This is a genomic window from Streptomyces sp. MZ04 (assembly GCF_004684775.1).
Taxonomy (GTDB): domain Bacteria; phylum Actinomycetota; class Actinomycetes; order Streptomycetales; family Streptomycetaceae; genus Streptomyces.
In genome coordinates, this window is the sequence record NZ_SRIC01000026.1 from 25,418 (window position 1) to 51,840 (window position 26,423).

21 protein-coding genes, 1 tRNA gene and 1 pseudogene are annotated in these 26,423 nt (G+C 72.4%); 16 read left to right on the forward strand and 7 right to left on the reverse strand.

What is annotated here, in order from left to right; all coding sequences use genetic code 11:
• The first annotated feature begins 40 nt into the window (after positions 1-40).
• Both E2651_RS08900 and E2651_RS08905 read left to right on the forward strand, forming a co-directional pair.
• A complete protein-coding gene (locus tag E2651_RS08900) occupies positions 41-901 on the forward strand; it encodes a MoxR family ATPase (RefSeq protein ID WP_135330508.1) in 861 nt (286 codons plus the stop codon).
• Entirely contained in the window at positions 898-2,337 is a 1,440-nt protein-coding gene (locus E2651_RS08905) for a VWA domain-containing protein (RefSeq protein WP_135330484.1), read from the forward strand. Before E2651_RS08900 ends, E2651_RS08905 begins: the two co-directional genes overlap by 4 nt.
• 42 nt (positions 2,338-2,379) lie before the next feature.
• On the opposite strand, the gene E2651_RS08910 is transcribed toward E2651_RS08905, so the two are convergent.
• A complete protein-coding gene (locus E2651_RS08910) occupies positions 2,380-2,757 on the reverse strand; it encodes a hypothetical protein (RefSeq protein WP_135330485.1) in 378 nt (125 codons plus the stop codon).
• On the reverse strand, positions 2,754-5,087 hold the full coding sequence (locus tag E2651_RS08915; RefSeq protein WP_167828743.1) for an AAA family ATPase: 2,334 nt from the start codon (positions 5,085-5,087) through the stop codon (positions 2,754-2,756). The genes E2651_RS08910 and E2651_RS08915 overlap by 4 nt, the downstream gene beginning before the upstream one ends.
• Positions 5,088-5,266: 179 nt before the next feature.
• Between E2651_RS08915 and E2651_RS08920 the strand changes: the two genes are divergently transcribed.
• The 8 genes and pseudogenes from E2651_RS08920 to E2651_RS08955 all read left to right on the forward strand — a co-directional run bounded on the left by E2651_RS08920 (position 5,267) and on the right by E2651_RS08955 (position 13,405).
• Positions 5,267-6,127: a hypothetical protein gene (locus tag E2651_RS08920; RefSeq protein WP_135330487.1), complete on the forward strand. Its 861-nt coding sequence runs from the start codon at positions 5,267-5,269 to the stop codon at positions 6,125-6,127.
• A gap of 72 nt (positions 6,128-6,199) precedes the next feature.
• Complete coding sequence (locus tag E2651_RS08925) at positions 6,200-7,330, forward strand: hypothetical protein (RefSeq protein WP_135330488.1); 1,131 nt, start codon at positions 6,200-6,202, stop codon at positions 7,328-7,330.
• Positions 7,327-8,817 (forward strand): hypothetical protein, encoded by a 1,491-nt coding sequence (locus tag E2651_RS08930; protein ID WP_135330489.1) that lies wholly within the window; start codon positions 7,327-7,329, stop codon positions 8,815-8,817. Before E2651_RS08925 ends, E2651_RS08930 begins: the two co-directional genes overlap by 4 nt.
• On the forward strand, positions 8,814-10,151 hold the full coding sequence (locus E2651_RS08935; RefSeq protein WP_135330490.1) for an AAA family ATPase: 1,338 nt from the start codon (positions 8,814-8,816) through the stop codon (positions 10,149-10,151). The genes E2651_RS08930 and E2651_RS08935 overlap by 4 nt, the downstream gene beginning before the upstream one ends.
• A gap of 110 nt (positions 10,152-10,261) precedes the next feature.
• On the forward strand, positions 10,262-12,046 hold the full coding sequence (locus E2651_RS08940) for a hypothetical protein (RefSeq protein WP_135330491.1): 1,785 nt from the start codon (positions 10,262-10,264) through the stop codon (positions 12,044-12,046).
• An 84-nt stretch (positions 12,047-12,130) separates the two neighbouring features.
• Positions 12,131-12,391, forward strand: a pseudogene (locus E2651_RS08945) (amidohydrolase); the annotation flags it as partial.
• Positions 12,392-12,569: 178 nt separating this feature from the next.
• Entirely contained in the window at positions 12,570-12,767 is a 198-nt protein-coding gene (locus tag E2651_RS08950; RefSeq protein ID WP_135330492.1) for an MbtH family NRPS accessory protein, read from the forward strand.
• The gene (locus E2651_RS08955) at positions 12,698-13,405 is read left to right on the forward strand and encodes a 4'-phosphopantetheinyl transferase superfamily protein (RefSeq protein ID WP_135330493.1); all 708 of its coding nucleotides are present in this window, start codon (positions 12,698-12,700) and stop codon (positions 13,403-13,405) included. Before E2651_RS08950 ends, E2651_RS08955 begins: the two co-directional genes overlap by 70 nt.
• On the opposite strand, the gene fes is transcribed toward E2651_RS08955, so the two are convergent.
• Positions 13,372-14,610, reverse strand: a complete 1,239-nt coding sequence (gene fes / locus E2651_RS08960; protein ID WP_245238689.1) for an enterochelin esterase — start codon at positions 14,608-14,610, stop codon at positions 13,372-13,374. The genes E2651_RS08955 and fes overlap by 34 nt on opposite strands.
• Positions 14,611-14,823: 213 nt before the next feature.
• Here fes and E2651_RS08965 point away from each other — a divergent pair, with 213 nt between their 5' ends.
• A complete protein-coding gene (locus E2651_RS08965; protein ID WP_135330494.1) occupies positions 14,824-15,693 on the forward strand; it encodes a hypothetical protein in 870 nt (289 codons plus the stop codon).
• Between the two features lie 12 nt (positions 15,694-15,705).
• Here E2651_RS08965 and E2651_RS08970 read toward each other — a convergent pair whose 3' ends face one another.
• On the reverse strand, positions 15,706-16,161 hold the full coding sequence (locus tag E2651_RS08970; RefSeq protein ID WP_135330495.1) for a MarR family transcriptional regulator: 456 nt from the start codon (positions 16,159-16,161) through the stop codon (positions 15,706-15,708).
• A gap of 164 nt (positions 16,162-16,325) precedes the next feature.
• On the opposite strand from E2651_RS08970, the gene E2651_RS08975 reads away from it, so the two are divergent.
• The 3 genes from E2651_RS08975 to E2651_RS08985 are packed head-to-tail and all read left to right on the forward strand — an operon-like array spanning position 16,326 to position 20,559.
• A complete protein-coding gene (locus tag E2651_RS08975) occupies positions 16,326-17,774 on the forward strand; it encodes an MFS transporter (RefSeq protein WP_135330496.1) in 1,449 nt (482 codons plus the stop codon).
• Positions 17,771-18,538 carry an SDR family NAD(P)-dependent oxidoreductase gene (locus E2651_RS08980; protein ID WP_135330497.1) on the forward strand — a complete coding sequence of 256 codons (768 nt, stop codon included), beginning with the start codon at positions 17,771-17,773 and terminating at the stop codon, positions 18,536-18,538. The genes E2651_RS08975 and E2651_RS08980 overlap by 4 nt, the downstream gene beginning before the upstream one ends.
• 38 nt (positions 18,539-18,576) lie before the next feature.
• The gene (locus tag E2651_RS08985) at positions 18,577-20,559 is read left to right on the forward strand and encodes a hypothetical protein (RefSeq protein WP_135330498.1); all 1,983 of its coding nucleotides are present in this window, start codon (positions 18,577-18,579) and stop codon (positions 20,557-20,559) included.
• 55 nt (positions 20,560-20,614) lie between these two features.
• Here E2651_RS08985 and E2651_RS08990 read toward each other — a convergent pair whose 3' ends face one another.
• The gene (locus tag E2651_RS08990) at positions 20,615-22,369 is read right to left on the reverse strand and encodes a BTAD domain-containing putative transcriptional regulator (protein WP_135330499.1); all 1,755 of its coding nucleotides are present in this window, start codon (positions 22,367-22,369) and stop codon (positions 20,615-20,617) included.
• Positions 22,370-22,595: 226 nt separating this feature from the next.
• Between E2651_RS08990 and E2651_RS08995 the strand changes: the two genes are divergently transcribed.
• The gene (locus E2651_RS08995; RefSeq protein WP_135330500.1) at positions 22,596-23,180 is read left to right on the forward strand and encodes a hypothetical protein; all 585 of its coding nucleotides are present in this window, start codon (positions 22,596-22,598) and stop codon (positions 23,178-23,180) included.
• Positions 23,181-23,239: 59 nt separating this feature from the next.
• On the opposite strand, the gene E2651_RS09000 is transcribed toward E2651_RS08995, so the two are convergent.
• A tRNA-Leu gene (locus E2651_RS09000) sits at positions 23,240-23,324 on the reverse strand.
• 143 nt (positions 23,325-23,467) lie between these two features.
• On the opposite strand from E2651_RS09000, the gene E2651_RS09005 reads away from it, so the two are divergent.
• Positions 23,468-24,802 carry a DUF2254 domain-containing protein gene (locus E2651_RS09005; RefSeq protein WP_135330501.1) on the forward strand — a complete coding sequence of 445 codons (1,335 nt, stop codon included), beginning with the start codon at positions 23,468-23,470 and terminating at the stop codon, positions 24,800-24,802.
• Between the two features lie 81 nt (positions 24,803-24,883).
• On the opposite strand, the gene E2651_RS09010 is transcribed toward E2651_RS09005, so the two are convergent.
• The coding region (locus tag E2651_RS09010) for an aldehyde dehydrogenase family protein (RefSeq protein WP_135330502.1) at positions 24,884-26,423 on the reverse strand (1,540 nt) is incomplete at its 5' end.

Genomic DNA, 26,423 nt, shown 5'->3' on the forward strand with positions numbered 1-26,423 from the left:
GGGAGTCGTCGTGTCGTTCCGTGCCCACCCGGAGGCCCCGTTGCTCTTCACATCCGTGGACGATGTCGCCGAGCGGCTCGCCGAGACGGGGTATCTGGCGTCCACGGCCGTCGCCACGACCGTCTTCCTCGCCGACCGCCTGGGCAAGCCCCTCCTCGTGGAGGGCCCGGCAGGCGTAGGCAAGACCGAGCTGGCCAAGGCGGTGGCTCAGGTCGCGGACGCGACGCTCGTGCGGCTCCAGTGCTACGAGGGCGTGGACGAGTCCCGCGCCCTGTACGAGTGGAACCACGCCAAGCAGCTCCTGCGCATCACCGCCGGGCGCGACGAGTCGTGGGACGAGACGCGTACGGACATCTTCAGCGAGGAGTTCCTGCTCCCGCGCCCGCTGCTCACCGCCATCCGCGGCAGCGACCCCAAGGTCCTCCTGATCGACGAGACCGACAAGGCGGACGTCGAGGTGGAGGGGCTGCTCCTCGAAGTGCTCAGCGACTTCCAGGTCACCGTCCCCGAACTCGGCACGATCACCGCGACGCGGCGCCCCTTCACCGTGCTCACCTCGAACGCGAGCCGCGAGCTGTCCGAGGCGCTGCGCCGCCGCTGCCTCTTCCTGCACATCGGCTTCCCCGAGGAGGAGTTGGAGCGCCGCATCGTACGGCTGAAGGTGCCGGGGCTCGACGAGACGCTCGCCCGGTCCGTCGTCCGCGTGGTCGGCGCGCTGCGCGCGATGGACCTGCGCAAGGTGCCCTCGGTCGCGGAGACCATCGACTGGGCCCGCACGCTGCTCGCCCTGGGCGCCGGCTCCCTGGACGAGGACGTCGTACGCGACAGTCTCGGCGTCGTGCTCAAGCACCAGGAAGACATACTGAAGGCGGCGGCCAAGCTGGACCTGGACGCCGTGTGAACGCGCCGTCCCCGACCGGCGTCCCGGAGCGTCTGACGGCCCTCGTCCAGGCGCTGCGCTCGCACGGCATCCGGATCGGTACGGGCGAGACGGTGGACGCCGGGCAGGCCATCGAGGCCCTCGGTCTGAGCGACCGGGAGCGGGTGCGCGAGGGCCTGGCGGCGGCGCTGCTGCACAGCGAGGGACAGCGCCCGGTCTTCGATCCGGTCTTCGACCTGTACTTTCCGCGCGGGGTCGGCGCTCCCGACGCGCTGGACGGCTCCGGGCGTGACTTCGACAGGGACGATCTGCGCGACCGCCTCGCCGCCGCGCTCGCCGCCAACGACCAGGCGCTGCTGGCCCAGTTGGCGGCGGAGGCGGTGGACGGCATGGGCGGCTACGGCACGCGTCCGGGGGCGGACGGGTCCGGTGGATCCGGCGGCTCGGAGGGAGCGGGTGGCTCGGACGGCTGGTCGTCCCACCAGACGCTCCAGCGCCTGCGCCCGGAGACGCTCCTGGCGCGCGTCCTGGCCGCCATCCGCGAGGGCTCCACCGATCCCGGGTCCGCCGATTCCGGGTTCACCGACCGCCTCGAAGCGGACGAGATCCGGCGCCGTATCGAGGGCTTCCGCGCCCTGGTGGGCGGTGAGGCCCGTCGCAGGGTGGCCGAGAGGCGTGGCGCGGATCAGATCGCGCGGCGGGCGATCGCCCCGACCGCCGACCGCGTCGACTTCCTGATCGCGGGCCGCGCCCAGCTCGACGAACTCCGCAGGACCGTGCAGCCGCTGGCCCGCAAACTGGCCACCCGGCTCGCCGCACGCCGCCGCCGTGCGGCCCGTGGCCGGATCGACCTGCGCCGCACGCTGCGCGGCTCCCTGTCCACGGGCGGCGTCCCGATGCGCCCGGTGCTGCGCCGCCGGCGCCCCGCCCGCCCCGAACTGGTGCTCCTGTGCGATGTGTCGGGCTCCGTGGCGGGCTTCGCCAACTTCACGATGCTCCTGGTGCAGGCGCTGCACGACCAGTTCAGCAAGGTGCGGGTGTTCGCCTTCGTCAACCGCGTCGACGAGGTGACCGACCTCATCGCACGCGGCTCGGCCGACCCCGAGGGCCTGAGCACCCGCATCATCTCCGGGGCCGCCGTGACGCGCTATCACGGCGGCAGCGACTACGGCACATCGCTGGGCGAGTTCGCCGAGTGCCATCCGCGGGCGATCACCCCGCGCAGTACGGTCTTCATCCTCGGCGACGCCCGCACGAACATGAGCGACCCGAACGTGCACGCCCTGCGCGACATCGCGGCGCGCGCCCGCCAGGTCTACTGGCTCAACCCCGAACGCCGGGCCCTGTGGCAGACCGGCGACTCGGTGGCCGGCACCTACGCCGAACTCGTCGAGATGTACGAGTGCCGCAACGCGCGGCAGCTCAGTGCGCTGATCGGGCGGCTGCTGCCGGTCTGACAGGTCGCCGAACTGGCCCCGAGCGCCGGGGCCTCGCGACGCTCACTGCGGCAGCGCGCTGAGCACGTGGGCCGTCTCGTCCCGCCAGGCCCGCAACTCCGCCGCGGTGGGCGAGAGTTCGTATCCGTGGTAGTGGCAGGCGCGGCTCAGTCCCGCCCAGGCCGCCGACCAGCGCCGGGCCACCTGCGCGTCCGCGTAGGACTCCAGGCACAGGGCCTGGGCATGTGTCGGGCAGCGTGCGAGTTCGGGGCGGACCCGGCGCCAGTAGCGGCGCAGGGCTTCCTCGAGCGCGTGGCGCAGCAGCAGGGCCGCCGCGCGCGGCCATACGCCGGTGGTACTGGATGTCTCGGTGCCGAGGAGACGGTCGGCGCCGGCGAGGAGGTCCTCGGGGGACGCGGCGGGGGGCAGGGCGGAGGTCACAGCGCACGCACCGCCGTCGCCAGTTCGGTGATGCGACGGATGGTGTCGTCCACGTCCTTGACGGGGACGGCCTCGTGGGCGCCCTTGACGCACCAGCGGATGATGTCCCCGGCGTCGTCGCCGTACCTGCGCGACAGCTCGCCCATCGCCTCGCCCGGCCGGTCCGATTCGCCGTACAGGGCGAGGGAGGCCAGGTCGGACAGCTTGTGCGCCGCGGCGATCCGCCGCTCCACCTCCGCGTGCGCGAGGCCCCGCGCCAGCAGGCGCCGTCTGGCCGGCTCCAGGAACGCGGCCTCCAGCGCCGTGCGGCACAGTCCGGGCAGGACGCGTGCGGTGACGGGGGCGGGCAGGTCCGTGGTGCGGGCCAGCGCCTTCGCGTCGCGCAGGGCCTGCCGCACCGGGTCGCTGCCGGACCGCACCCGCACCACGGACCGCTCACGCCGCTCCACGTCGAGGATCGTCGCGGGCAGCCGCAGATACTTCAGGGCCTGTGGCAGCCGGGTGTCGTGGGTGAAGACGATCACCTGCCGGGTCCGGGCGAGCTCGGCGAGGACGCGGGCCAGGCCGTCGACCTTGGCCGGGTCCATGGACTGCACCGGGTCGTCGATGACGAGGAAGGGGAAGGGGTTCTCGGCCAGCTTGGTGCGCGGCAGGAAGAGGGAGAGGGCCAGCGCGAACAGCTCGCCCTGGCTCATGACGCCGAGCGCCGGCGCGTCGATGTCGTCCACCGTCACGTCGAGGGCGACCTTGCGCTGGGTGCCCGCGCCGCCCAACTGCACAGGACCGAGCGATACGTTGCTCTGCTGGCGCAGCTGCGACCAGACGGACTGCGCCTGGTCCGCGATCGGCCGCATGCGCTCGGCACGGATCTCGTCGTGCGCGGCCCTGAGCCACTTCTGCGCCGCCTTCACCGAGGCGAGGCGCGGCTTGGCGGCCTGGGCGGCGAACGCCGTGTCGAGCCAGGCGCTCAGCGCCGCGGCGCGGTCACGCCATGAGTCGTCCTGGTCGGCGAGGCGCTTGGCGGCCGCCTCACGCGTGACGCGGCAGGCATCCGCGACGACGCGCGCGGCGCGGGGCGCCTGATCGGCGAGTGCCTCCGCGTCGGTCAGGCCCCGGCAGTCCAGCCAGTCGGACCAGGCGTCGGCGAGCGGGGACGCCAGCCAGCCGGGCGGCGGCACGACGAGGTGCCGTACGGCCTGTGCGGCATCGGCCAGTTCCTGCCGGGCGGCCCGCGCGGTCTCGGCCTCGGCGCGCAGCAGCCGTGCCTGCTCGTCGGCCCGCTCGGCCCACTCGTCGTCGATCCGTCCTTCGCCGCCGCATACCGGGCAGGCCCCGTCGCCGGGGTGGGACCGCTGGTGGGTGAGGGCGCGCTCCAGGAGGTCGGCGCGCTGCCGGGCGTCCTCGGCGGATGTGGACCGGACGGCTTCGGCGTCCGCCACCGCCGAGCGCACGCGCCGCGCGGCGGAGGCGACCGCTTCCATGTCGGGGCCGGTGAGTTCGGCGCGGCGGCGCAGGTCGGCGAGGACCGCGTCGTCGGTGACGCCGGTGCCGGACGCGATGTCACGCACGCGCTCCAGGTCCTTCGTACGACTGCTCAGCAGGCCCAGCGCCTCCGTGGCCCGCGGGTCGTTGACCTCGCCCAAGAGCTCGAGCAGGTCCGGGAGCTGCGCCGCGGCGGCCTTGATCGGGGCGTCGAGTTCGCGCGCCTTCTCCTGCAACCGCTTCGTCGCCGCGGTGAGTTGCTCGAGTCCGAGAATCGAGGCGACCGCGTCGTACATCTCGCTCGGCCTGCCGCCGATCATCTGGCCGAGTTCGGAGTACGAGAGGAAGGGCCGGTACGTCGCGAGCACCGGGGCCCAGCCGAGGGAGTCGAAGGGCACGGGGTCGGATCCGGGCCGCTCGAACTCGGCCGCCGAGTCCGCGACGTCGTCGCCGCTCCAGGCGCGCAGCACGGTCGCGGGCTCCGTGTCCCCCTCCATCAGCAACTCGACGGCGACCTGCGGCGTGACTCCCTCGTGCAGGTTGCGCCAGCTCTTGCGCCAGATGTCGCTGCGGCCACGCCAGCGGGCGTTGTCTCCGGTCAGCGCGATCTCGACGGCTTCGGCGAAGCTGGACTTTCCGGAGCCGTTGCGGCCCGTGACCAGCGTGAGGCCGGGGCCCGCCGTGAGCGGCAGGCGGGTGGTGCGGCCGATGCCGCGGAAGCCTGCCACGGTGACCGACCGGAGATAGGCACGCGGCACTTCGGCGTGCGTGGGAGCCCCGCCGCCCAGGACCTCCAGGAGTACGTCGCTCGCCTCCTGGCCGATGCCCGAGTCCGCCAACTTCGCCATGACGAGGCCCAGTAGGCTTTCCGGGGCGGGCGATGGCCCGGGGGCCGACGCTAATGCGGGTGCTGCTGCGGTTGCGGATTCGGGCGTCATGGATGCGGAGCGTAGTCCCGCGGGCGCCAACTTTGGAAGTGGTTTGGAAAACATTGGAATTTCATGGCTCCCGCGCTACTCTCCCCCGCATGGACGCGTCGATCGAAGACCTCGAAGCGCGCATGTCCGACCTCAGAGGGCGGCTGCGCGAAGCCGTGCGCACCCGCGACAAGGCAGGCGCCGCCCTCGTGCGCGAAGCCCTGCGTGAGGCGGACGCCGCCTGGCACGCCGCGCTCGAGGCCGAGGCCGAATCCGAAGCCGAGCGCGGGGAACCCGCCACACCCGCGGCACCGGCCGAGAGGCCCCTCTCCGCGGCACACCCGCGACCACCCGTCGGCGTCCCGGTGCGCGAACAGGTCCACCAGGCGCTGACCATCCTCGGCGCCCCCGCGTCGCCGAAGCTCATCTCCGCGACGTACCAGGCGTTCTTCGAGAGCCAACTGGCCACCACCAAGCTGGCTTCCCTCCGCCGCGACGAGGAACGGTCCTTCACCTCGCAAGGGCACGCCCGCCCGTACTACATCTGCGCGGCCCTCAACCACGACCGCCTCAGCCCCGCCCGCGGTCTCCTGGCCGTCTCCACCTGGCCTCTGGAGCGGCGCGCCATCGCTCCGCTCAGCCCCCGTGCGGACTTCCTCGCCCACGCCATCGGCACCGGCGAGCAGATCCGGCGCCTCACCCTCGTCGGACGTCAACCGTCCGACGACGCCCTGCGGTTGCTGCGCCGCTTCGCCTTCAACATCCCCGGCGCGTACGACGGCGGCGAACCCGACCCCGCCCGGGTGATCGCGTCCGCCCGGGACGAGGCCGCCGTTCACCGCGCGGCCGATGACGGGGAGCGCCGGTCCGCAGCCGAGCGCGCACGGGACCAACTGTCCGACGCACAACAACTGTTCGGCGTGACGGCCCTGCGCGACGTCCTGGGCGACACGTCCGACGGCACCTCCTGACCCACCGCACACAGAACCTGACGCATCGCCACCCCTCTGGGGCGACGGTGCGACGAACGTGAAGAAGTGGCCATGCCTCCGTCCCACCCCGGCCGCCCCGGCGGCCAGCCCGACAGATTCGCCCAATTACGCGGCAGTGGCGACCCGCAGGCGTTCACCGCACGCAAGATCACGGCCCTGACCGCCAACCCCGCCTGCGGCCGTCGCGCCGTCCTCGACGCGGCCGGGGTCGACAAGGCGGCCCTTGCGACCCGCATCGGCCATCAGCCCCGGTTCGGCCAGTCCCCGTTCGCCCTCGCGCGGGAGCGGTCCTTCGAGTCGCTGGTCAGGTGGGGCGGGTACGCGGAGATGATCCGTCTGCTCCGCGAGCGTCTCGCGATCCCGGTCGAGGAGGCGGCCGTCGCCGATCTGAACGACGTCGCGGGGAACACCTCGCTCGCCGTACGGGAGGGAGAGACCCGTCGCCTCATCGAGCATGTGGCCGCGGGCGATGCCGCACGGCTCATCCTCGACCACCCTGTGCTCTCTCTCGAGGTCGCCGGGCGCATCGCCTATCTGGAGCCCGAGGCGCTCACCCACCGCGTCGGCGGACGGTTCTACGTGGTCGAGATCAGGTCCTTCGCCGCGATCGACGGCCAGGCCGACCCCGTCGCCGTGGCCCAGACCGCCAAACAGGCAGCGGTCCATGTCCTGGCCCTGCGCCGCGCCTTCGCCGCGGCGGGCCTGGACTCCGGACAGGTCGCCCACGAGTTCCTGCTGATCTGTCCCAAGGACTTCGCCAACCGTCCCTGCGGCCACCTCATCGACGTACGGCAGGAGTTGGACGCCCTCTCGTTCCAACTGGGCCGCATCCGGCGTGCCGATGACATCGCCGCGCTGCTGCCCGCCACGGCCACGTTCGACCTCGACGCGGAGCCGGACCGACTCGGCTCCTCCGTCGCCGCGTTGGAGGCCTCGTACGTCCCCGGATGCCTCTCCTTCTGCGAGATGGCACGCTACTGCCGCGACGAGGCCGCCGCCTGCGCGTCACCGGCCAGGCTCGGCAGCGGTGTGCGGGACAGCCTGCCCGGCATCGACTCCACCCGCACCGCGCTCGCCCACCTCGACGGCACGACCGCTCCGGGCCCCGCCGAGGCCGACGCCGTCGACCTGCTGCGCGCCGCGGACCGGCTGCGCCGCCTGCGCCGAGGAGGTGCCGCTTGAGCACGCTCACCACCGTCGCCACCCTGCACGCCACGCGTACGGGCCACGCCGAAGCTCTGTCGACGGTCCGTCACCAGCACGTGGACGAGCGGCCGTTCGTCCTCGTGCCCCTGAAGCTTGCGGGCGAGGCCTGCGCGCCGCTCGCCGCGATGGCCGGGACCGACCCCGAGCGCCCGGTGCTGCTGACGGTGCATCAGCCACAGAACCGCGACGCGCGGTTCGCCTTCTGTGCGGAACTCGCGGGCCTGCTGCTCACGCACATCGAGGCGTGCCGCTCCGCGACGGAGACCTACACGGCCGGACGTCCCCAAGAGGAGCGGACACGTGCCACGCGCGCACCGCAGATCCTCGTTCCCACCACGGACGCGATCGCCTACCTCCGTCTCCTTGCCCGCTCGACCCGTCTGCGCGCGACCGAGGGTCCGCACGCCGTCGACCCGTCGGTGCCCGCCTTGGGCAAGTGGCTGACCTGGGCCACCGACGCGGCCGAGTTCCCCGGATCCAGCACCCTGCTCGCCATGACCCGGACCCTGACCGCCCATTGGGCCACGGGCCAGAGCCCCGCCGAGAACGCGAACCTCGCCTCCTTGCTGGCCTGGATCGACCCGCCGCCGGGGCGGACCGGCGCCGAGGCGGCCCGGGTCGCGGAGGACCCGGCGGCGTGCCCGCCCGCGGGTCCCGCGACCGACCCGGTCTTCGACCAGCAGCTCTACGACCTGATGACCCGTCACCGTGCGGCGTCCTCCACCGCGGCCCGCGCGGCGGCGGCCCGGCAGATCGACCTCGAACTGCGCGGACAGCTGCTGCCCACCTGGCAGTTGATGTGGCGGGGCATCGAGCTGCTGCGCGCCCTGCCCGCCGGCCGTCACGTCGCGGACCGCTGGACCCTGGACCGCACTCTCTTCACCTCCTACGCCGACTATCTCGACGAGGACGGCCGCCCCCAGGCCCGCCGTGACCACGCCGTCGGCGCGGCCCGCAGGCTGGCCCGGCTCGAAGAGGCGACCGCGCGGTACGAGGCCGAGCGCGCCTACGACGATCCGCTGGTGATGGCCGAATACGAGCTGACGGGCGAGGCGTTCAGCGGGACAGTGGTGGAACGTGATCCGGACCGGCTCGACACGTCGGGCAGAACTCCCCGCCGACGCCCGACGATCACGCTGCGAACGCGGGAGCCGGTCCGTCTGGCGGTGGGAGACCTCGTCCGCTGTCCGGCCCGCCCCTCCCAGAAGGCGGTGATCGTGTCCCTCGACGCGGAGCACCGCGCGGTCCTCGTCGAGATCACCGGGGGCCTTGGCCAGGGCTACAAGAAGCCCCTGCCGGCCGGCACCGTCCCCGAGCTTGACGAACAGCTGACGTTCAGCACCCTCGACCCCCGCGGCATGCTCACCCCGCTGCCCGCCGAGGAGGACACCCCCTGGACGCACGGCGGGCCGCCTGCCCCGTACGAGCCCACCGACGAGGACGCCGAGGAGATCTGGGAATGACGGCCACCGCACCCCCGTCCGAGCGGGCCGACCGGGCGGCCGGCGCCATCCTCGCCGACCTGGACTCCACACCGGGCCGCGGAGTCGTCGTCGACTCCCCGCCCGGCGCCGGCAAGTCCACGCTCGTGGTCAACGCGACCGGCCACCTCACGGCCACCGGCCGCCAGGTGATGATCGTCGCCCAGACGAACGAGCAGGTGGACGACCTGGTGGACCGTCTGGCGTCGCGACACCCCGGACTCGCCGTGGGCCGCCTCCACAAGTCCGGCTTCACGCTGCCGGAGCGCGTCGCACGCCACCCGGATGTCGTCGGCTCATCGGACGTGCTGGAGCTGCGCGAACTGCCGGTGGTCGTCTCCACGGCGGCGAAGTGGTCGTATGTCAGCGTCGACAAGTGTCCGCCCTGGCGGTGGGCGATCGTCGACGAGGCCTACCAGATGCGCTCCGACGCGCTCCTCGCGACCGCCCCGCTGTTCGCACTCCCCGAGTCGAAGGTCCTCTTCGTGGGCGATCCGGGCCAGCTCGACCCGTTCGCCACCGTCGACACGGACCGCTGGCACGGCCTGACCTGGGATCCGTTGCGCAATGCCGTCGATGTCACCCTGGCCCACAACCCGGACCTGGCGCGCCACCAACTGCCGGTCTCCTGGCGCCTTCCGGCGTCGGCGGCGCCCCTGGTGGAGCAGGCGTTCTACCCCTTCTCCCCCTTCGTCTCCGGGACACGGCCGGGCGAGCGCGTCCTGTCGTACGCGACCGCGGCTCACCCCTCGACCCCGCTCGACGACGTCCTGGCGCGGAGCGCCGACGGCGGCTGGGGCTATCTGGAACTCCCGTCCCGCCACACCCTTGACGTCGACCAGGAGCTGGCCGATGCCCTGGCGGCGACGGCCGCCCGCTTCCTGGAACGGGGTGCGTCCGCCGACGGCACGCCACTGGACAAGGCCCGCATCGCGATCGGCACGGCCCGCACGATCCAGGCGGATGCCGTACGGCGCTCGCTGGCGGCCCGCGGCCTGACCGGCATCACCGTCGACACCGCCAACCGGCTCCAGGGCCGTGAGTTCGACGTGACGCTCGTCTGGCATCCGCTCTCCGGCCGACAGGACGCCTCCGCGTTCCACTTGGAGACGGGCCGGCTGTGCGTCCTGCTGTCGCGGCACCGGTACGCGTGTGTCGTGGTGGCGCGGGCGGGCATCAGGGACCTCCTCGACCGCCATCCCACCGCGCGGCCGGTCCATCTCGACGTACCGCCGAAGTTCCCCGACGGGTGGCGTGCGCATCAGACCGTCATGGGCCATCTGGACCGAACCGAGTATCGCGTACGAGCGACGTGATCAGGGCAAGTGATCAGGGCAAGTGATCAGGTGACGGACAGAATTCCCGTCGGGGAACGGGGAGTCGGGAGTGGGGAGTTGCTGATGGGGAATGAGGAGTCGGGAGCACGATGAGCGAGGAACGAGCCGCGGATCCACTCGCGTACCGAGTGGTCCTGCCCATCCGCGACACCACGTCCGCCGAGGTCTTCGACCAGTCGCGCGCGGTCCTCGGCAACTGGCTCAGCTCCAAGGGCTACCCCTGGAGCCCGGCCTCCGGCCTGTCCAGTGTCGGAGACGGTACGACGCTCTCGTTCGCCTCGACCTACCGTGACGACGGCACACAGCAGGGCATGCGCGCCCAGCTCACCGAGGTCGAGCCGGAGCAGGGGCGTACGTGGCGCACGACCGTCACGGCGGCACGGCCCGAACACTCCACGGCCGGGGGCATACGCGCGTGGGTGGCCGTGGAGCTCGAGTGCCTGCTGGAGCCCGGCAGGCCGTGGCCGCGCACGAACCCGCCACGGCTGATCCGCGAACTGGTCGAGCGGCTGCCGGTCGACGACGCCGGGATCGCTGTCGACGCGCAGCCGCTGCGGGTGGGCCCGCGGCAGGTGGCGGAACTCGTCGATGTGCTGTGCGAACCGGATCGCGCCCTCCCGGTCCTTGTCGCCGTCCAGCCATCCCAGTCGTCCCAGTCGTCCCAGCCGTCTCAGTCGTCCCGGTCGTCTCAGCCCGAACACGAGCAGTGGGAACGCGAGTTGGGCAGGCTGGCCCGCAGGGTCTGCGGCGTCGCCATGGTCTATCACCTCAGCCCGGAGGCGGCCGCCGCGCTGAACCGGGAGCTCACCTTCCACGGTGTCGGCCCCGGATCGGTCCGTACGTTCCTGACCGGGGTCGACCCGGCGTCGGCCGCCGACTCCGGGCGGCACCGCGTCATGTCGTTCCAGCGCCTGCGCCAGGATCCGGGTCCCGCCTACCGCATCCTCACCCTCAACGGACACACCCCGGCGCTCCGCAGACCCCTCCCGCGGACGCTGGGCGCCGACGCGTTCCCCGAGATCGACCCGGCCGAGTGGAGCAGGCTGCGCGGCGCGGAGGAGTCGGCGCGCAAGACCGTCTCGCTGGACGCCGACGCCGGCGCCACCCTCAGCGCCGAGCTGCGCACGACATCCTTGGCACTGACCGGCGCGGTGCGGCAACTGGAGCGCCTGGAGAGCGAGTTGCGGCACGAACGGCTGCGCGCCCAGGAGCTCGAGGTGCAGTACCAGCAAGCGGACGGCCGTGCGGACGACGAGGTGGCCGACCACGACCACACCACGCGGCAGCTCAGCTTCGCCGAGCAGCGCGTTCGCGAACTCCAGCGCAGGCTGTCCGCCGCCGAAGCGGCGGAGGAGGCCTGGCGTTCGATCGAACTCGACGACGACCCCTTGTCCATCGAAGCGTTCCTGGACCTTCTCGGCGGCCTCCCCTATGTCGAGTTCAGCGGCCGCCGCGACGACGCGCTGGAGCTCGACGACCACATGAAGGCCAGCACCTGGGCCGCCAAGGCGTGGCGTGCCGCCCGCGCGCTCAACGACTACGCCCACCGACGCGTGGAGGAGAGCTATGACCGCAACTTCCGCGAGTTCTGTCTGACCCCGCCCCAGGGTGTGTACACCGTCTCCGCCAACCAAGTGGCGCTGCGCGAATCCGACTCCGTCGCATCGCACGCGAAGATGCGCGCCCAGCGCGAGCTGCCGGTCCCCGCCTCGGTGAACCCCACGAAGAAGATCTTCATGGGCGCCCATCTCAAGCTGGACCACAAGGGCACGGTCTCTCCGCGCCTGCACTTCCACGACGACACGGGCGGCGCCACGGGCAAGATCTGGATCGGCTACCTGGGGCCGCACCTGACGACCACGCTCTCGAACTGAGCCCCCTTAAGCTGTCCCGGCAAGGACGGGCAGAAGCGGCGAGGAGACGACGTGACAGGCGGCGCGGACCAGGTCAAGGCGGGGATCCGGGCGCGGATCGGCCAGGTGCGCGAAGAGCTCGTCGGGCTCAGCCGGCGCATCCACGGCCACCCGGAGAGCGCCTTCGAGGAGCGGCGGGCCGCCGGGTGGTGTGCCGATGTGCTGCGCGACCACGGCTTCGCGGTGACCGCTCCCGCGTACGGGCTCGAGACCGCCTTCGAGGCCACCGTGGGCTCGGGTCCGGTGACCGTCGCGCTGGCCTGTGAGTACGACGCGCTGCCGGGGATGGGGCATGCCTGCGGGCACAAACGGCGTCCGCGCCGCGCGCCGAGGACTGGCTGACGCGCGAGGCACGGGCGCCGTACATCAGTGGTGGGATCGACAACCACGATGTGGACTGTCTGCACCCGGAGTTGACCCAGCCGCGGCGTCTCGACGAGATCTGCGCCGTCCTCGCCACCCGACTCAAGGAGCTGGACCACGCATGACGACCACACCCGGCCCCTTCGATCCGGCCGGCCAGGACGACCCCGCCGAGCCGACCCATCTGGTCCTGGAGAACGCGCTCGGCGAGCACTCCCTGTGGCCGGTGTTCCGTCCGGCCCCCGAGGGATGGCGGGCGGTGTACGGCCCCGAGCCGTACGGCCGTTGCGTGGCCCGCCTCCAGGATCCGCCCGCGTGACGGAGCTCGAACTCGTCCGCCCGGCCCCGCTCCCGGACATCGACGTCTGTGTACTCGATGCACTCGATGTACTCGATGCCGAGGAGCGGCGCCGGTCGGCGGCGTTGCGGCGTCCTGCCGACCGTGCGGTGTACGTGGCGGCGCACACCGCGCTGCGGCGCAGGCTCGGCGCGTACCTCTCCGTCGACCCAACGGCGGTGGAGCTGGTGCGTCTGCCGTGCCCCGGATGCGGCGGCCCGCACGGCCGTCCCGCCGTGGCCGGGGGCGCGGGCCCGCACTTCTCGCTGTCGCACACGGACGGCCTTGCCCTGCTCGCCTTCGCGGACCGTCCGGTCGGCGTCGACATCGAGCGGCTGCCCGCGGCGGGCGTGGTGAACGACGTGGCGGCGGCCCTGCACCCCCGGGAGCGGGCCGAACTGGCCGCGCTCCCGGCCCCCGAGCGGCCGCCCGCCTTCGCCCGCTGCTGGACCCGCAAGGAGGCGTGCCTCAAGGGAACGGGTGCGGGTCTCGCCGGTGACGGGATGACGGCACTGCTGGTGGGGACGGGGTCCGCGCCGACGCCGGTGCCGGGCTGGACGGTGACGGACGTGGCCGTCCCCGAGGGTTACGCGGCGGCGGTGGCGGTCGCCGCCGCCTGAGTGCCAGCCTGCGTGCCAACCTGCGTGCCAACCTGACTGCCAAGCAGACCCACGAGCCCGTCCGCGAGCTCGGTGCGCCAGCACAGATAGTCGTGCCCGCCGTTGTACTCGCGGTACACGGCGTCGTCGTACCCCTTGTCCCGCAGCGTGTCGCGCAGCCTGCGCAGGGCGGGCAGCGCGACCCACTCCTGCTCACCGGCCGAGAGCCAGAACCGGACGGGCAGCTTCTCGCTCGCGGCGATGCGTCGGGTCAGCCACTCGGAGCGTTCGAGGTCGGGGCCGTCGGGCCACCAGAAGGACCCGGACTGGGCAAGGACCCGGCCGAAGCGGTGCGGCGCGGCGACGGCGGCGTAGGCGGCGGTGAGGCCGCCGAGGCTCTGGCCCGCGACGATGGTGCGGGCAGGGTCGTCGGTCAGCGGGAGCCGCTCGGCCGCCCAGGGCAGCAGTTCGCGCTCCAGGAACCCGACGAAGCGTTCGTTGCAGGCGAGTTCGGCCCAGCGCAGGTCCGAGCCCAAGGACTCGGGAAGCAGGGCCACCAGCGGCGGGATGCGGCCGTCCGCGATGACGTTGTCCAGAAGCGCGGCGACATCGAGGCCGGGCTGCCACATCTCGCCGTCCATCAGGACGAGGACGGGCAGGTCGTCCCCGCCGCCCGGCGGCTCGTACACATGCACGGGCCGCTCATTGCCGAGCAGTTCACTGCGGACGGTGTGGGTACTGACGGCGCCGCGCGCGACGCCATCGCGCCGCTGCCAGTCGTCGCCACGCGGAGCCTGCGGCAGCTCGACGTACGAGACCGGATCGCCGCCCCAACGCCGGGTCAGGGTCCGGGAGTTCAGCGGATCTCCCTGCTGGCACCCACGCAGCCAGGCCCAGTACTCGCCATCGGCCCGCGGTCCTTCGCCCTCGTCCACGCAGAGGGTGTACGTGGCCCGCCAGTCGGCGCGCATCCGGACCGACCAGTGCCAGATGTCGGTGCCCGGTACGCGCTCCATCAGATTGCGCGCGAGGTCACGCGGATCGACGACCTTGTTCGGGAGTACGAGGACGGCGCGCGTCGCCTCGCTTCCCCGCCACAGGAAGGTGACCACCCGGTGGTCGGCATCGCCCTGCGGATCGGGCTCGACGATCGGCGTCCCGCCCGCGGCCCGCACGTCCCCCCAGAAGTCGCCCTGCTCCACGGCCCGGTGCACGGCCCGGTCCACCCAGGCACTGGACGCGCGCTCGACGGGCCGCGGCCGTGCGATGCGGGGCGGCCGGCGGGTGGTCCCTCGGGCGGAGCGGTCAGCGGCATGGGGAGGCCTCCAGGAGTCGATAAGGGTGACCTTACTTGAGAGGCGCCTTCGCAGGTCGGCCAGGCCCCGGAGCCAGCGGCCCGAAAGCCGGAAAAGCGGCGACGCCGCTGTACATTGCCGCCTATGTCGATACCGAACCCGCCGCAGCCGGGCCCGTACCAGCAGAACCCGAATCCGTACCAGCAGCCCCCGGGAGCGGTGTCGCCTCAGCCTTACGGCCAGCAGCCGGGCGCCTATGCCCAGCAGCCCGGCCCGTACGCCCAGCAGCCCGGCCCTTACGGCCGGCCGCCCGCTCCGGTGGGCGGCCCGCCGGCGCCTCCGGCCGGTCCGCGCAAGCCGACGCCGGGATGGGTCTGGGGACTCGGCGGCGTCGTCGTGGCGTCGGCCCTGTGGGCGGGGGCGCTCTTCGCCACCGGCAGCCTCGGCTCGTCCGACGGCGGTGGCGGCGAAGCGGATCTCGCCGGCTACCAGTTCACGAAGAACCTCTGCGACGCCACGAAGCTCGAGGCGTTCCAGAAGGAGTACGACCTCGACACGGACTCCACCGCGACCACGCACTACGGCTCCCGGCAGAAGGGTCTCGACCAGGGCTACTGCAGCCACAAGCTGAAGGACCCGGAGGCGGCGGCCGACTCGTACGCGAGCACGTACGTCTACTCAACCGCCCGGTGGCACAAGGCGAGTGACCCGGCGGGCGAGTTCGCCTCGGAGTGGAAGGGGTTCGAGGACCAGTCGCAGAAGACGTACGGCTATACGACGAAGGCCGTGAGCGGCATGGGCGACGAGGCGTACCTGGTGACCGAGAAGAGCGGCACGGACAAGGACTCCCTCACCAGCATGACGCTCGCCGTGCGCGAGGGCTGGTTCACCGCCGAGATGCACTGGAGCTCGTACGGCGCCCCGGACGACAAGAAGACGCAGCCGAAGGCGGCGGAGATCGAGACGATGCTCAAGGCCGACACACGCGCGGCGATGGGGACCCTCAAGAAGTAGGGGGCTGCCGGTTCAGGGGCGCGGCCACGGGTGCCCTTCGAGCCGCTCGATGTCGCCGTTGAAGCGCTGGAGGTAGGTGGCGAAGGCGGCCACCTCCTCCGGTGACCAGTCGCTGAACACCTTCTCCAGGCCCCGGGTGTAATCGGCGCGGTCGGCGTCGAGTTGGTGTTCGCCTTCGGCGGAGATGCGGAACTTGCGGGCCAGGCCGCCGTCGGGGTCGGGGATGCGCTCGACGAGTCCGGCGCGCAGCATGGCCGCCGTCTGCCGGTTGAGGGTGGAGGCGTCGAGTCCGAAGGCCTCACTGAGCTGGCCGATCGACATCGGGCCGTCCATCTGGATGCGGCTGAGCAGGACGTACGCACTGCGGTCGAGGCGCCCGCCGGTGGCGCGCGTCCGGGGGTTGTACAGGTGCGAGTGCCGCCCGAGCAGCATGGTCTCGAATTCGACCCGGCCAACGGGCTTGTCCATGTGAGGCATCCTCCGACTCCCGGTGCTCTTCAGGGCAGGGCTGCCCTCACCGGCCCTGCCGCACATGATGCATCGTACTCCGCGTATGCATGCTGCATGTCATATGTATAGTGCACATCATCCTGTGGGGCCGAAGGCGTCGTGCAGAGCCGAGGGAGAAACCAGTGGTCGGATCAGAGCCCGAGGTGCGCCCGGGGCGCATCATCGGCGTACTCGCCCTCGCGGGCATCGTCGCCGCGGTCATGCAGACGCTGGTGGTGCCGCTCATCGGCGACCTGCCGAGCATGCTCGACACCTCCGCGTCGAACGCGTCCTGGGTGGTCACCGCCACGCTGCTGTCGGCGGCGGTGGCGACTCCGGTGGCCGGGCGGCTCGGCGACATGTACGGCAAGCGCCGCATGCTCCTGGTCTCCGTACTGCCGCTCGTCGCGGGCTCGGTGGTCTGCGCGCTGTCCTCATCCGTCGTACCGATGATCGTCGGGCGCGGTCTGCAGGGCCTCGGCATGGGCGTGGTGCCGCTGGGCGTCAGCCTGCTGCGTGACGTACTGCCGCCCGAGCGCCTCGGCTCCTCCATCGCCTTGATGAGCGCGTCCATGGGCGTGGGCGGCGCGCTCGGCCTGCCGTTCTCGGCGGCGGTCGCCGAGAACGCCAGCTGGCGCGTGCTGTTCTGGGTCGCCGCCGCGCTGAGCCTTCTGGTCGGCGTGCTGGCCTGGCGGTTCGTACCCGCGGGGCGGGTGCGCGCCACGTCCGGCCGCTTCGATCTCCTGGGCGCGATCGGCCTCGGCACCGGCCTGATCTGTCTGCTGCTCGCCGTGTCCAAGGGCTCCGACTGGGGCTGGGCGAGCGGGACGACGCTCGGTCTGTTCGCCGCGGCCGTGGTCGTGCTGCTCGCCTGGGGGGTGTGGGAGCTGCGCAGCGCCGAGCCGCTGGTCGACCTGCGCGTCACCGCACGCCCGCAGGTCCTGATGACCAACGCGGCCTCGGTGCTCGTCGGTTTCGCGATGTACGCCCAGTCGCTCGTCGTGCCCCAGCTGCTTCAACTGCCCGAGGCCACCGGCTACGGCCTGGGGCAGTCCATGATGGCCATGGGTCTGTGGATGGCCCCGGCGGGCCTGATGATGATGGCCCTCGCCCCGCTCGGCGCGAAGCTCTCGGCGGCCCGCGGCCCCAAGGTCACGCTGTCCGTCGGCAGCCTGGTCATCTCCGTCGGCTACGCCTCGTCGCTGCTCCTGCTCGGCTCGACCTGGGGCCTGCTGGCCGTGACCATCGTCTGCAACGCGGGTGTCGGCCTGGCGTACGGGGCGATGCCGGCCCTGATCATGGGTGCGGTGCCGCAGGAGGAGACCGCGTCGGCCAACAGCTTCAACACGCTGATGCGTTCGATCGGCAGCTCCGTGTCGGCCGCCGTGATCGGTGTGGTCCTCGCGCAGCTGACGACGGACTTCGGCGGCCACCTGCTGCCGTCCGAGGACGGCTTCCGTGTCGCCATGCTGATGGGCTGCGGGGTGGCCCTCGCGGCGGCGGCCGTCGCCTCCCTCATTCCCGTACGACCGATGAATGCCGTGCCCGAGCCGGAAGTTGACGCCGAGGCGACGGCGGCGGCCTCATCATGAGCCAGGTGAGGGACTTCGCGGGCCGCAGCGTCATCGTCACCGGGGCGGGTTCCGGCATCGGCCGGGCCACCGCGCTCGCCTTCGCCGAGCAGGGGGCGAAGGTGGTCGTGGCCGATCTGAACGCCGAGGGTGCCGCGTCGGTGGCCGCCGAGGTCGAGTCGGGCGGAGGCACGGCGGTCACGGTCGTGGGCGACCTCAGCGAGCAGACGGTGGTCGACTCGGTCGTCGCCACCGCCCTCGAGGCGTTCGGCGGCATCGACGTGCTGGTCAACAACGCCGGGATCATGGACACCATGTCGGCCGCCGCCGATGTGACCGACGCCGAGTGGGAGCGGGTCCTCCGGATCAATCTGACCGCCCCGTTCCTGCTGACCCGGGCCGCGCTGCCGCACATGCTGGAGGCCGGCCGGGGCGCCATCGTGTTCACCGCCTCCGAGGCCTCGCTGCGCGGCAGCGCCGCCGGAGCCGCGTACACCGCCTCCAAGCACGGCATCGCGGGCCTGACCAAGTCCCTCGCGGTGACGTACCGGAACAAGGGCATCCGCGCCAACGCGATCGCCCCCGGCGGCACGATCACCAACATCCGCGTCGATGTCGACCCGGACGCCCCGGGTCCCCAGGCGCTCGGCGCCTACATGGGCAACGTGGGGCAGCCCGCGGCGGCCGAGACGCAGGCCGCCGCGATCGTGTTCCTCGCCTCCGACGCGGCCCGCAACATCAACGGCGTCGTCCTGCCGGTGGACGGCGGGTGGTCGGCGGTCTGACGAAGCGTCACCGCACGGCATCAGGCAGGATGTGCGGCATGCCAGAGGAAGCGATACGCCCCGCCGCCGCCCGCCTGAACGAAGACCTGATCTCCGTCGCCCTCTCCGGGCTCCTCGACGGCGCGGGATACTGGCGGGCCGGCACCCTCGCCGGGTTCGCCCGCACCGGCGACTATCTGGCCGGACGGGCCGATCAACTCCCGGAGCAGTACAAGGGCTGGTACTGGTCCCGGTTCATCGGCCGTATCGGTGCCGTCGCCCTGCGGGCCGGCGCCTCTCCCGTCCACGCGGATCTGCGCGCGGTCCACCTGGCGATGCTGGACGTGTGGGCCAAGACGCCCTTCGCCGACCCGTCCGCCCTCGCCCGGATGCGTACCGGCACCATCGAACTCACCGATGATCGCGAGTACGCGGCCCGTGACGAACGCGGCGCCGTGCTCGCCGTGCACGGACTCGGCACGGGGAAGACCGGGCGGCACTTCGTGGAACTGCGGACCGGCGAGGCCGATCCGCCCGCCCCCGGAGACATCACCGCTGCCGAGCCCGTCCCCACGGGCGGCTGGGGAACCCCCGCCCAACTGCGGGCACTGGCCGACCTCGTACGCCAGAACGGCCCCGCCCCCTGGGACCGGGACGCGGCCGCCGCGCTGGCCGACGCCACCGGACTCAGCCGTGCCGCCGCCTCCCTGCTGCTTGCCGGGATTCCGGGCAACTCCCACACCAAGTGGCTGGACGCCGAGGCCCGCAAGACCATGCGGCTCAAGCAGTCCGAGGCCGAGGCGGGCGTGCGCGAGCTGAGCGACGTACGGGCGCCGGCACGCCTCGCGCTGCTCGCCGGGGTGCTGCCCGACGACCCGGAGCAGCTGTGGCGGACCGGCGGGCAGGCCGCGCTTGCCGAGCGGATCGCCGAGGCCTGGCGTGCCCAGCAGGGCACACGCCCGGCCATCTCGGAGGCGACGCTGACGGTGGCGACCGAGCACGAGTCGATTCTCAAGGCCCCGGCCGCGGTGTGCACGGTGTTCGCCGACCCCGCGAGCGACCTGGTGCTGAACCGGGACCCCGACACCCGGCTGCGGGCGAGCAGCGTCATCGGCCACGCCTGGGAGGGCGAGGAGGGGTTCCGCTTCAAGGAGTTGCTCGCCGTGGCGTGCCACGCCATTCCGTGGATCTACGCCGAACTGCCGGGCGGCGACCCGGTCCGCGAGGGCGTCCCCGAGGTGGCCGCACTGCTGCGCGAACGACTGGCCGACCCGCGGATGCTGCTCGCCGCCAAGGGCTGGTCGCTGCGCGGCAGGACCGTGGCGGAACTGGCACCGGGCTTCCCCGGCGCCCAGGAGTACAGCGAGGCCCTCGCGCCCCTCGGGCACCCCACGCTCGACGACGGCCTTACCGTGATCGCCGAGGGCGGCATCGACCGGCGGGGCGAACGCGAGTCGCCGGGCGTCTACTTCCGGCCGAGTCAGTACGGCACGGACCCGCGCTCGCAGCGTCTGGACGCCACCGTCGGCCGCGAGGGCTCCAACCTCGCCCTCGTACGCTGGCTGCGCGGCCCGGAGTGCCTGCGCCTGGAGGAACGGATCAGGTCCCGGGCACTGCCGCCCGGCCACTACGAGACCGACCCGCGCGCCTCGGCCCCCGAGACCCTGGCCAAGTCCGCCGCCGATCTTGGCCTGGGCACCGATGCCGCGACGCTGTACCTCCAGCTGCTCGCGCTGCCCGCGCCCACCGACCGCAACATCCGCCGCTGGAACGGCTGGACGCCGGTCCGGCACAAGGCGGCCGCCGCCCAACTCCTCGACGCGGAGCTGGTGGTCGCCGACCGTCGGCCCCGTGCGGGCCGCGGCGTCTTCCTGCCCGGCGACTGGGCCACCGCGGCGAAGCCGCATCACCCGATGGAAACGTGGAAGGCCGACCTGCTCGGCGCCCGCCTCTCCTCCGACCGCGAGAAGGTCCTGACCAGCCCCACCACCGGCCCACTGCCCGAACTCTTCGCCCACGCCTGGCAGGCCCGGCCCCGCTGACGGCAACCGGCGGCCTATGCACTTCAGCGTTCCTGCACCTCGCATGGGGCCTGCTCTAGGTGGGCCTGGCCCGGGCGGCGGCGTCCCATTCGGCGCGCGCCGCCCGGACCTCGTCCACGGCCTGACGGTGCCCGCCCTCGTGGGCGCAGCGCTCGGCGCGGTCCAGCAGAGTGCGGGCGGCGTCCGGGTCCGTGGCCGTCCGCACCCGGGCGAGTGCGGTGAGCGCGAAGGCCAGGCACGTGCCGCCGAAGGGGTCGGCCAGGTCGACGGCGGCCCGCGCCAGCTGGTCCGCGTCCCTGGCCTCGCCGAGGAGCAGATGGACTTCGGCGAGGTTGGCCCGCTCGAAGGCGGTGGCGGTGGGACGCCCCGCCTGCTCGGCCAGCGTCAGAGCGCGCCGGCCGTAGCCCAGCGCCCGCCGGTGGTGCCCCGCCCTGCGGGCGTTCTCACGCAGGACGGACAGCACAGTGGAGAGCAGTGCCGGGTCACCGGACTCCTCGGCCGGTGACAGGGCCTGCTCAGCAGGCTTGATCGCCTGCTCGTGGCGCCCCAAGAGGCCGTGACAGGTGGCCTGTTGGGCGAGTGCCCTGGCCAGCAGGACGGCGCGATCGGGGTGCTTGGCCGGTTGCGGGTCCGGCGGTACTACCTCCCGGTGCCGCAGCACGGCCTCGGCGCTCCGTGCCGCCGCGAGGCCCGCCTCGTAGTTTCCCTCGTGGAACAGGATCATCGCCTCCGCCATCTGGTGCGTGGCGCGCACTTCCACGGGGGCGTGCGGTCCCGGCGGGTGGGCGTGGAGGGTGGCTCGGGCCTCGCGGGGTGTGCCGACACGGGCGAGGACTTCCGCGAGGCGGGCGGCCGTCAACGTACAGGCGTCGTGGGCGTGTTGGAGTTCGTACGACGCCAGCGCCTCCCGCAGGACGCGGATCGCGTCGTCGTAGCGGCCCGAGCGCTCCAGGGCGCGGGCCCAGTCGAGCCGCACCCGCGCCGCGTCCGCCTCGGACTCCGCGGCCCGGGGCTGTGCGAGCGCCGCACGGTGCAGCCGCACGGTCTCCGGGGCGGGGCGGGCCCCCGGCTCCGAGGAGTCCAGGGCGGCCGCGCACTCCTCGTACTGGCGTACCGCCGCCCGCCGCATGCCGCGCCGCAAGTACCCCTCGATCAGCACCCGGTGGGCCCGCTCGTCCGCAGGAGCGAACTCCAGGAGGTGGCGCGCGGTCGCCGCCGCTTCCGCCGTCTCACCGGCGGCAAGGCGGGCCCGCGCGAGCGCGATGGCCACCCGCTGCCGCAGCTCGGCCAGGCGGGCGCGGCGCGGCTCCGCCCAGGCGGCGTACTCGTCCTCGGGCAGCAGATCCCCCGTGAACGCGGCCAGCGCGGCAGCCAGTTCGGAAGCTCCGCCGCTCGCCAGCGCGCTGCCGGCCAGCACTTCCGCCTGCTCCACGTCGACCAGGACCGTACCCGCGGTAAGGCGCACGAGTACGCCGTCGGTCACTATGTAGGAGGACGCCGCCCTCGGGGCGAGTTCCGGCTCCAGGGCGTGCCGCGCGGCGTGCAGGGCGACGCGCAAGTTGCGCAGCGCGGCGGGGAGTTCCGCGTGCGGCCAGCACGCGGCCATGATGTGCTCACGGTGCAACTGGTGTCCCGGAGTCAGCGCGAGGAGTTTCACGAGCGTCCGGGCACTGGGCCGCGACCACCGCTCGGCCGGCGGCACCCCACCCTCCCGCTCCGCCCGGAAGCCGCCGAGCAGACGGATGTGGAGTACGGGAGGAGCGGCGCCGTGGCTCCCCCCGGTGTCGTACGCGTGTGCCGGTCCGCCCATGAGGACGGTCAGTCTAACCACTCGCGCCCCAGGGCCTGTTACTGGCGGATTACTGGCTGGATCGCGTCGCTCGTAGCGCCACGTCAGAGGGCTGCCGCCCAGGTGATCGCGCCGAGTTCGAAGAGGGCGGCGCGAGCCCTCCGATCCGCGTTGACCTGCGCAGAAAGCCTCTTGAAGATATGTCCGGTCACAGCTGCCGTCCCCCCTTCTGGCTTCTGGAGGAAGCGTGAAGCGTTCTCAAGTCCTCACCGTGGGCATCGCGTTGCTGCTCTCGGGCAGTGCCGTGGCGGCCAACGCCGCCGACAGTCCCGCCACGCCCGCTGCCGGGCCCGCCACGCACCGGTCCGCCGACGGCACGTGGTGCGAGGAGCAGGGCGGCGACGCGCAGAAGCAGGTCCCGTACTACACCAAGACCGGAACCCAGATCGTCCAGCTCGGCGGGGAGCGCGAGATGTGCGTCTTCACCGGCAAGGACGGCACCAAGATCACGATCGCCGCCGACACCCTGGCCGCCGACAAGCCCACGCTGGCCGCCCTGGCCTACATCCACAAGCCCGCCGACCCGGGCGGCTACCCGGGCAACCCGTCCATCGGCTACTGCAAGGCCATCAACGGCACCGCGATGTACGGCCCGAAGGCCACGGACGGCGGCGGCTGGGCCCCTGAGGGGGAGACCAAGGCGGAGAACGTCATCGCCGGCTGCATGTTCGGCGACGGCTCGGTGATCGACGCGTGGGGCCTCAAGTACCACTCGGGCGGTGTGATCCGGGGCGCCGACCTGACGAAGAAGTTCCGGGCCGAGATCCCGTAATCCGCGTCCGGACAGCAAAAAGTGAGGGTCGAGATCAATCTCGACCCTCACTCACTATGTGTCCGAGGGGGGACTTGAACCCCCACGCCCGATAAAGGGCACTAGCACCTCAAGCTAGCGCGTCTGCCATTCCGCCACCCGGACTAGGTGTTTTCTGCCGTTCGCGGGGTGTTCCCCGCGGCGACATGGACAACAATACCAAGCTTTCGGAGTGCCTTTCACCTGCGTATCCGCCGGTCGGCGGGCGGATGCCCGGCGGCCCGTTCCGCCGCATCTACAGTCTCACCATGAGTGACGGGATGATTACTGGAGTGCTGGGTGACGTGAAGGTGCGGCGGCCCCGGCTGCTGTCCCCGTTGCGTGAGCATCTGCGGGACACCATGTGGTTCGCTCCGACCATGGGCCTGGTGGGAGCCCTGGTCCTGTGGGCGGTCACGGCGGAGCTGGACACCCGGATCGTGCAGGCGGCGCAGGACGCCGGGGACTACGACACCGTCGAATCGCTGATGTCGATCGCCGAGGACGCGAAGACGGTGATCAGCACCATCGGCTCGGCGATGATGACCTTCATCGGTGTGGTCTTCAGCATTTCGCTGGTGGCCGTGCAGATGGCGAGCGGACAGTTCAGCCCGCGGGTGGTGCGGCTGTACGTCAGGTCGCGGATCACCAAGGCCACGCTCACCGTCTTCCTCGCGACGTTCCTGTTCTCCCTCATGACCCTGACGTCGTTCGACAGCGAGTCCGATCCGCGGAAGCTGACGAGTGTCCCGCTGATCGAGTCCGTCCTGGCGCTGGCGATGGTGTTCCTGAGCCTCCTGTTGTTCGTCGCCTACGTGAACGGGACGCTCCGCATGATGCGGGTCAGCTTCGTGATCGACCGGATCGCCCGGGAGTCGTTCCGGGTGGCGATCAAGCACCCGACCGAGGGCGCTGTGGACGACGAGCGCCTCGGCCCGGAGTCCGCGCGGATCACCCACCGCGGGCGGGCCGGGGTGCTCCGGGACGTACACATCGCCCGTGTCGTGCGGGCGGCGCGACGGCAGGGCGTCGTGCTGCGGCTCGTCCCGCGCATCGGCGACTTCATGGTGCCGGGGACCCCGGTGTTCACGGTGCACGGTGGGGCGGCGCCCTCCCCGCGTGCGTTGCGGTACACCGTCTCGGTGGGCGTGGAGCGCACCTTCCACCAGGATCTCGGCTTCGGGCTCCGCCAGCTCGCCGACATCGCGCTGCGGGCCCTGTCGCCCGCGGTGAACGATCCGACCACCGCGGTGCAGGCCCTCGACCGCATCGTCCAGTTCCTCGCGTCGGTAGCCGCGTATCCGCTGGGTACCCTGCGCCACCGTGACCGGCGGGGGGCGGTGCGCCTGGTGCAGCCCGTGCCGGACTGGACCGCTCTGGTGGACCTCGGGTTCGCCGAGATCCGTGGCTGCGCGATCGGCAATCCGCAGGTCACGCGGCGCATGCTGGCCGGCCTCGACGACCTGCTGCGGCTGGCACCCGAGGAGCGCCGCGAGCCGCTGCGTCGCCACCGGGAGCTGCTCGCGCAGGCGGTGGACCGCACGGTCCCGGAGTCGGCGGACCGCGCTTTCGCCCTGCTGCCCGACCGGCAGGGAATCGGCTAGCCGACCGACCCCCCGCCGGTGGTGGAACGCGGTGAAACGCACACCGTCACACAGGGCTCAGGCCATGACGTCCCTCAAGGCTCAGGCCATGAGGTGATAGCTGGGGAAGTTCCCCGGCGGTCGCTCCATCGTCGGGCCATGGGTGACCGCCCGCACCAGGAGCTCGCCTCCGACGAACGCGCCGCGCCACGACGCGCCGAACCCGCCGAACAGCTCCTCCCTGTCGCCGCGCGAACGAGGCTTCCCACGGCCGGTCTTGAACGCCCTGATCTGCGGCGCGAGGCGTTCGTAGGTCTCCGGCTCGTCGGTCGACAGGGTGGCGACCAGCGCTCCGTTGGACGCGTTCATGGCAGCGAGCAGCTCCGCTTCCGTGTCGACCAGGACGATGGTGTCGACCGGGCCGAACGGCTCCGCGTGGTGCAGCGGAGAGGACGGCGGCGGGTTGAGGAGCGTGACGGGGTGCAGGTACGCGTCCGTGTCCTGCCCCGGCAGGAAGCGCTCCGCCGCGGGCGCGCCGCGGTACAGCGGCACGGCACCCCGGTCGATGGCCTCCGCCACCTGGTCGGAGAGCTCCTTGGCCTTGGCGGCATTGATGAGCGGGCCGAAGTCCAGCTGCGGGAAGGGGTCTTCGGCGTGCTCGACCGCCAGCGGGTGGCCGACGCGGACGGTGCGCACGGCCGGGAGGTAGGCGGCGAGGAACTGGTCGAAGAGGCCGCGTTGGACGACGAAGCGCGGATACGCCGTGCAGCGCTGCTTGCCGTAGTCGAAGAGTTTGGGGACGACGGCGCTCAGCGCGTCCCAGTCGCTGTAGTTCCAGATGCCCCAGGTGTTGAGTCCTTCCTGTTCGAGGATGTGCCGCTTGCCGAGGTCGGCGACGGCCGTGGCGACGGCCGCGCCGGTGTCCCGCCCGCCGACGAAGGAGACACAGCCGATCTCCGGCGCGCGCACCAGCGCTTCGGACAGTTCTCCCCCGCTGCCGCTCACGAGGGTGACGGGGATCCCTTCGCGGGCGGCGAGCGCGCAGGCCAGGGTGAGACAGGCGACGCCGCCATCGGTCGGGGTCTTGGCGATGACCGCGTTTCCTGCGAGTGCCTGTACCAACACTGCGTGAACGAGCACGCTCATCGGGTAGTTCCAGCTCGCGATGTTGGACACCGGACCGTCCAGCGGGGTCCGGCCCTCGATCATCGGCTCGATGCCGTCGACGTACCAGCGCACGCCGTCGATGGCCCGGTCGACATCGGCCTGCGCGAGGCGCCAGGGCTTGCCGATCTCCCAGACGAGGAGGAGGGCGAGCAGTTCGCGGTGCTGGGTGAGGGCGTCGAGGGTGGCGGCGACGCGGGCGCGCCGCTCCTCCAACGGGATGTGGCGCCAGGCTCGGTGCTGGTCGAGCGAGGCGCGTACGGCCTGGTGGGCCGTGGCGGCGTCGAGGCGCGGCGGGCCCGCGATCGGGCTGCCGTCGACGGGGCTCGTGGCGGGCAGGGCGCGGCCTTCCGCCTGCCAGCTGCCGTTCCACAGGTTCAGGACGTGGTCGTCGCGGAAGGCCTCGGGGGCGACGGCGAGGCAGCGCTGCCAGGCGTCGGCCCAAGACGTACCGGCTTTGAGGACGAGTGGGGTGGGG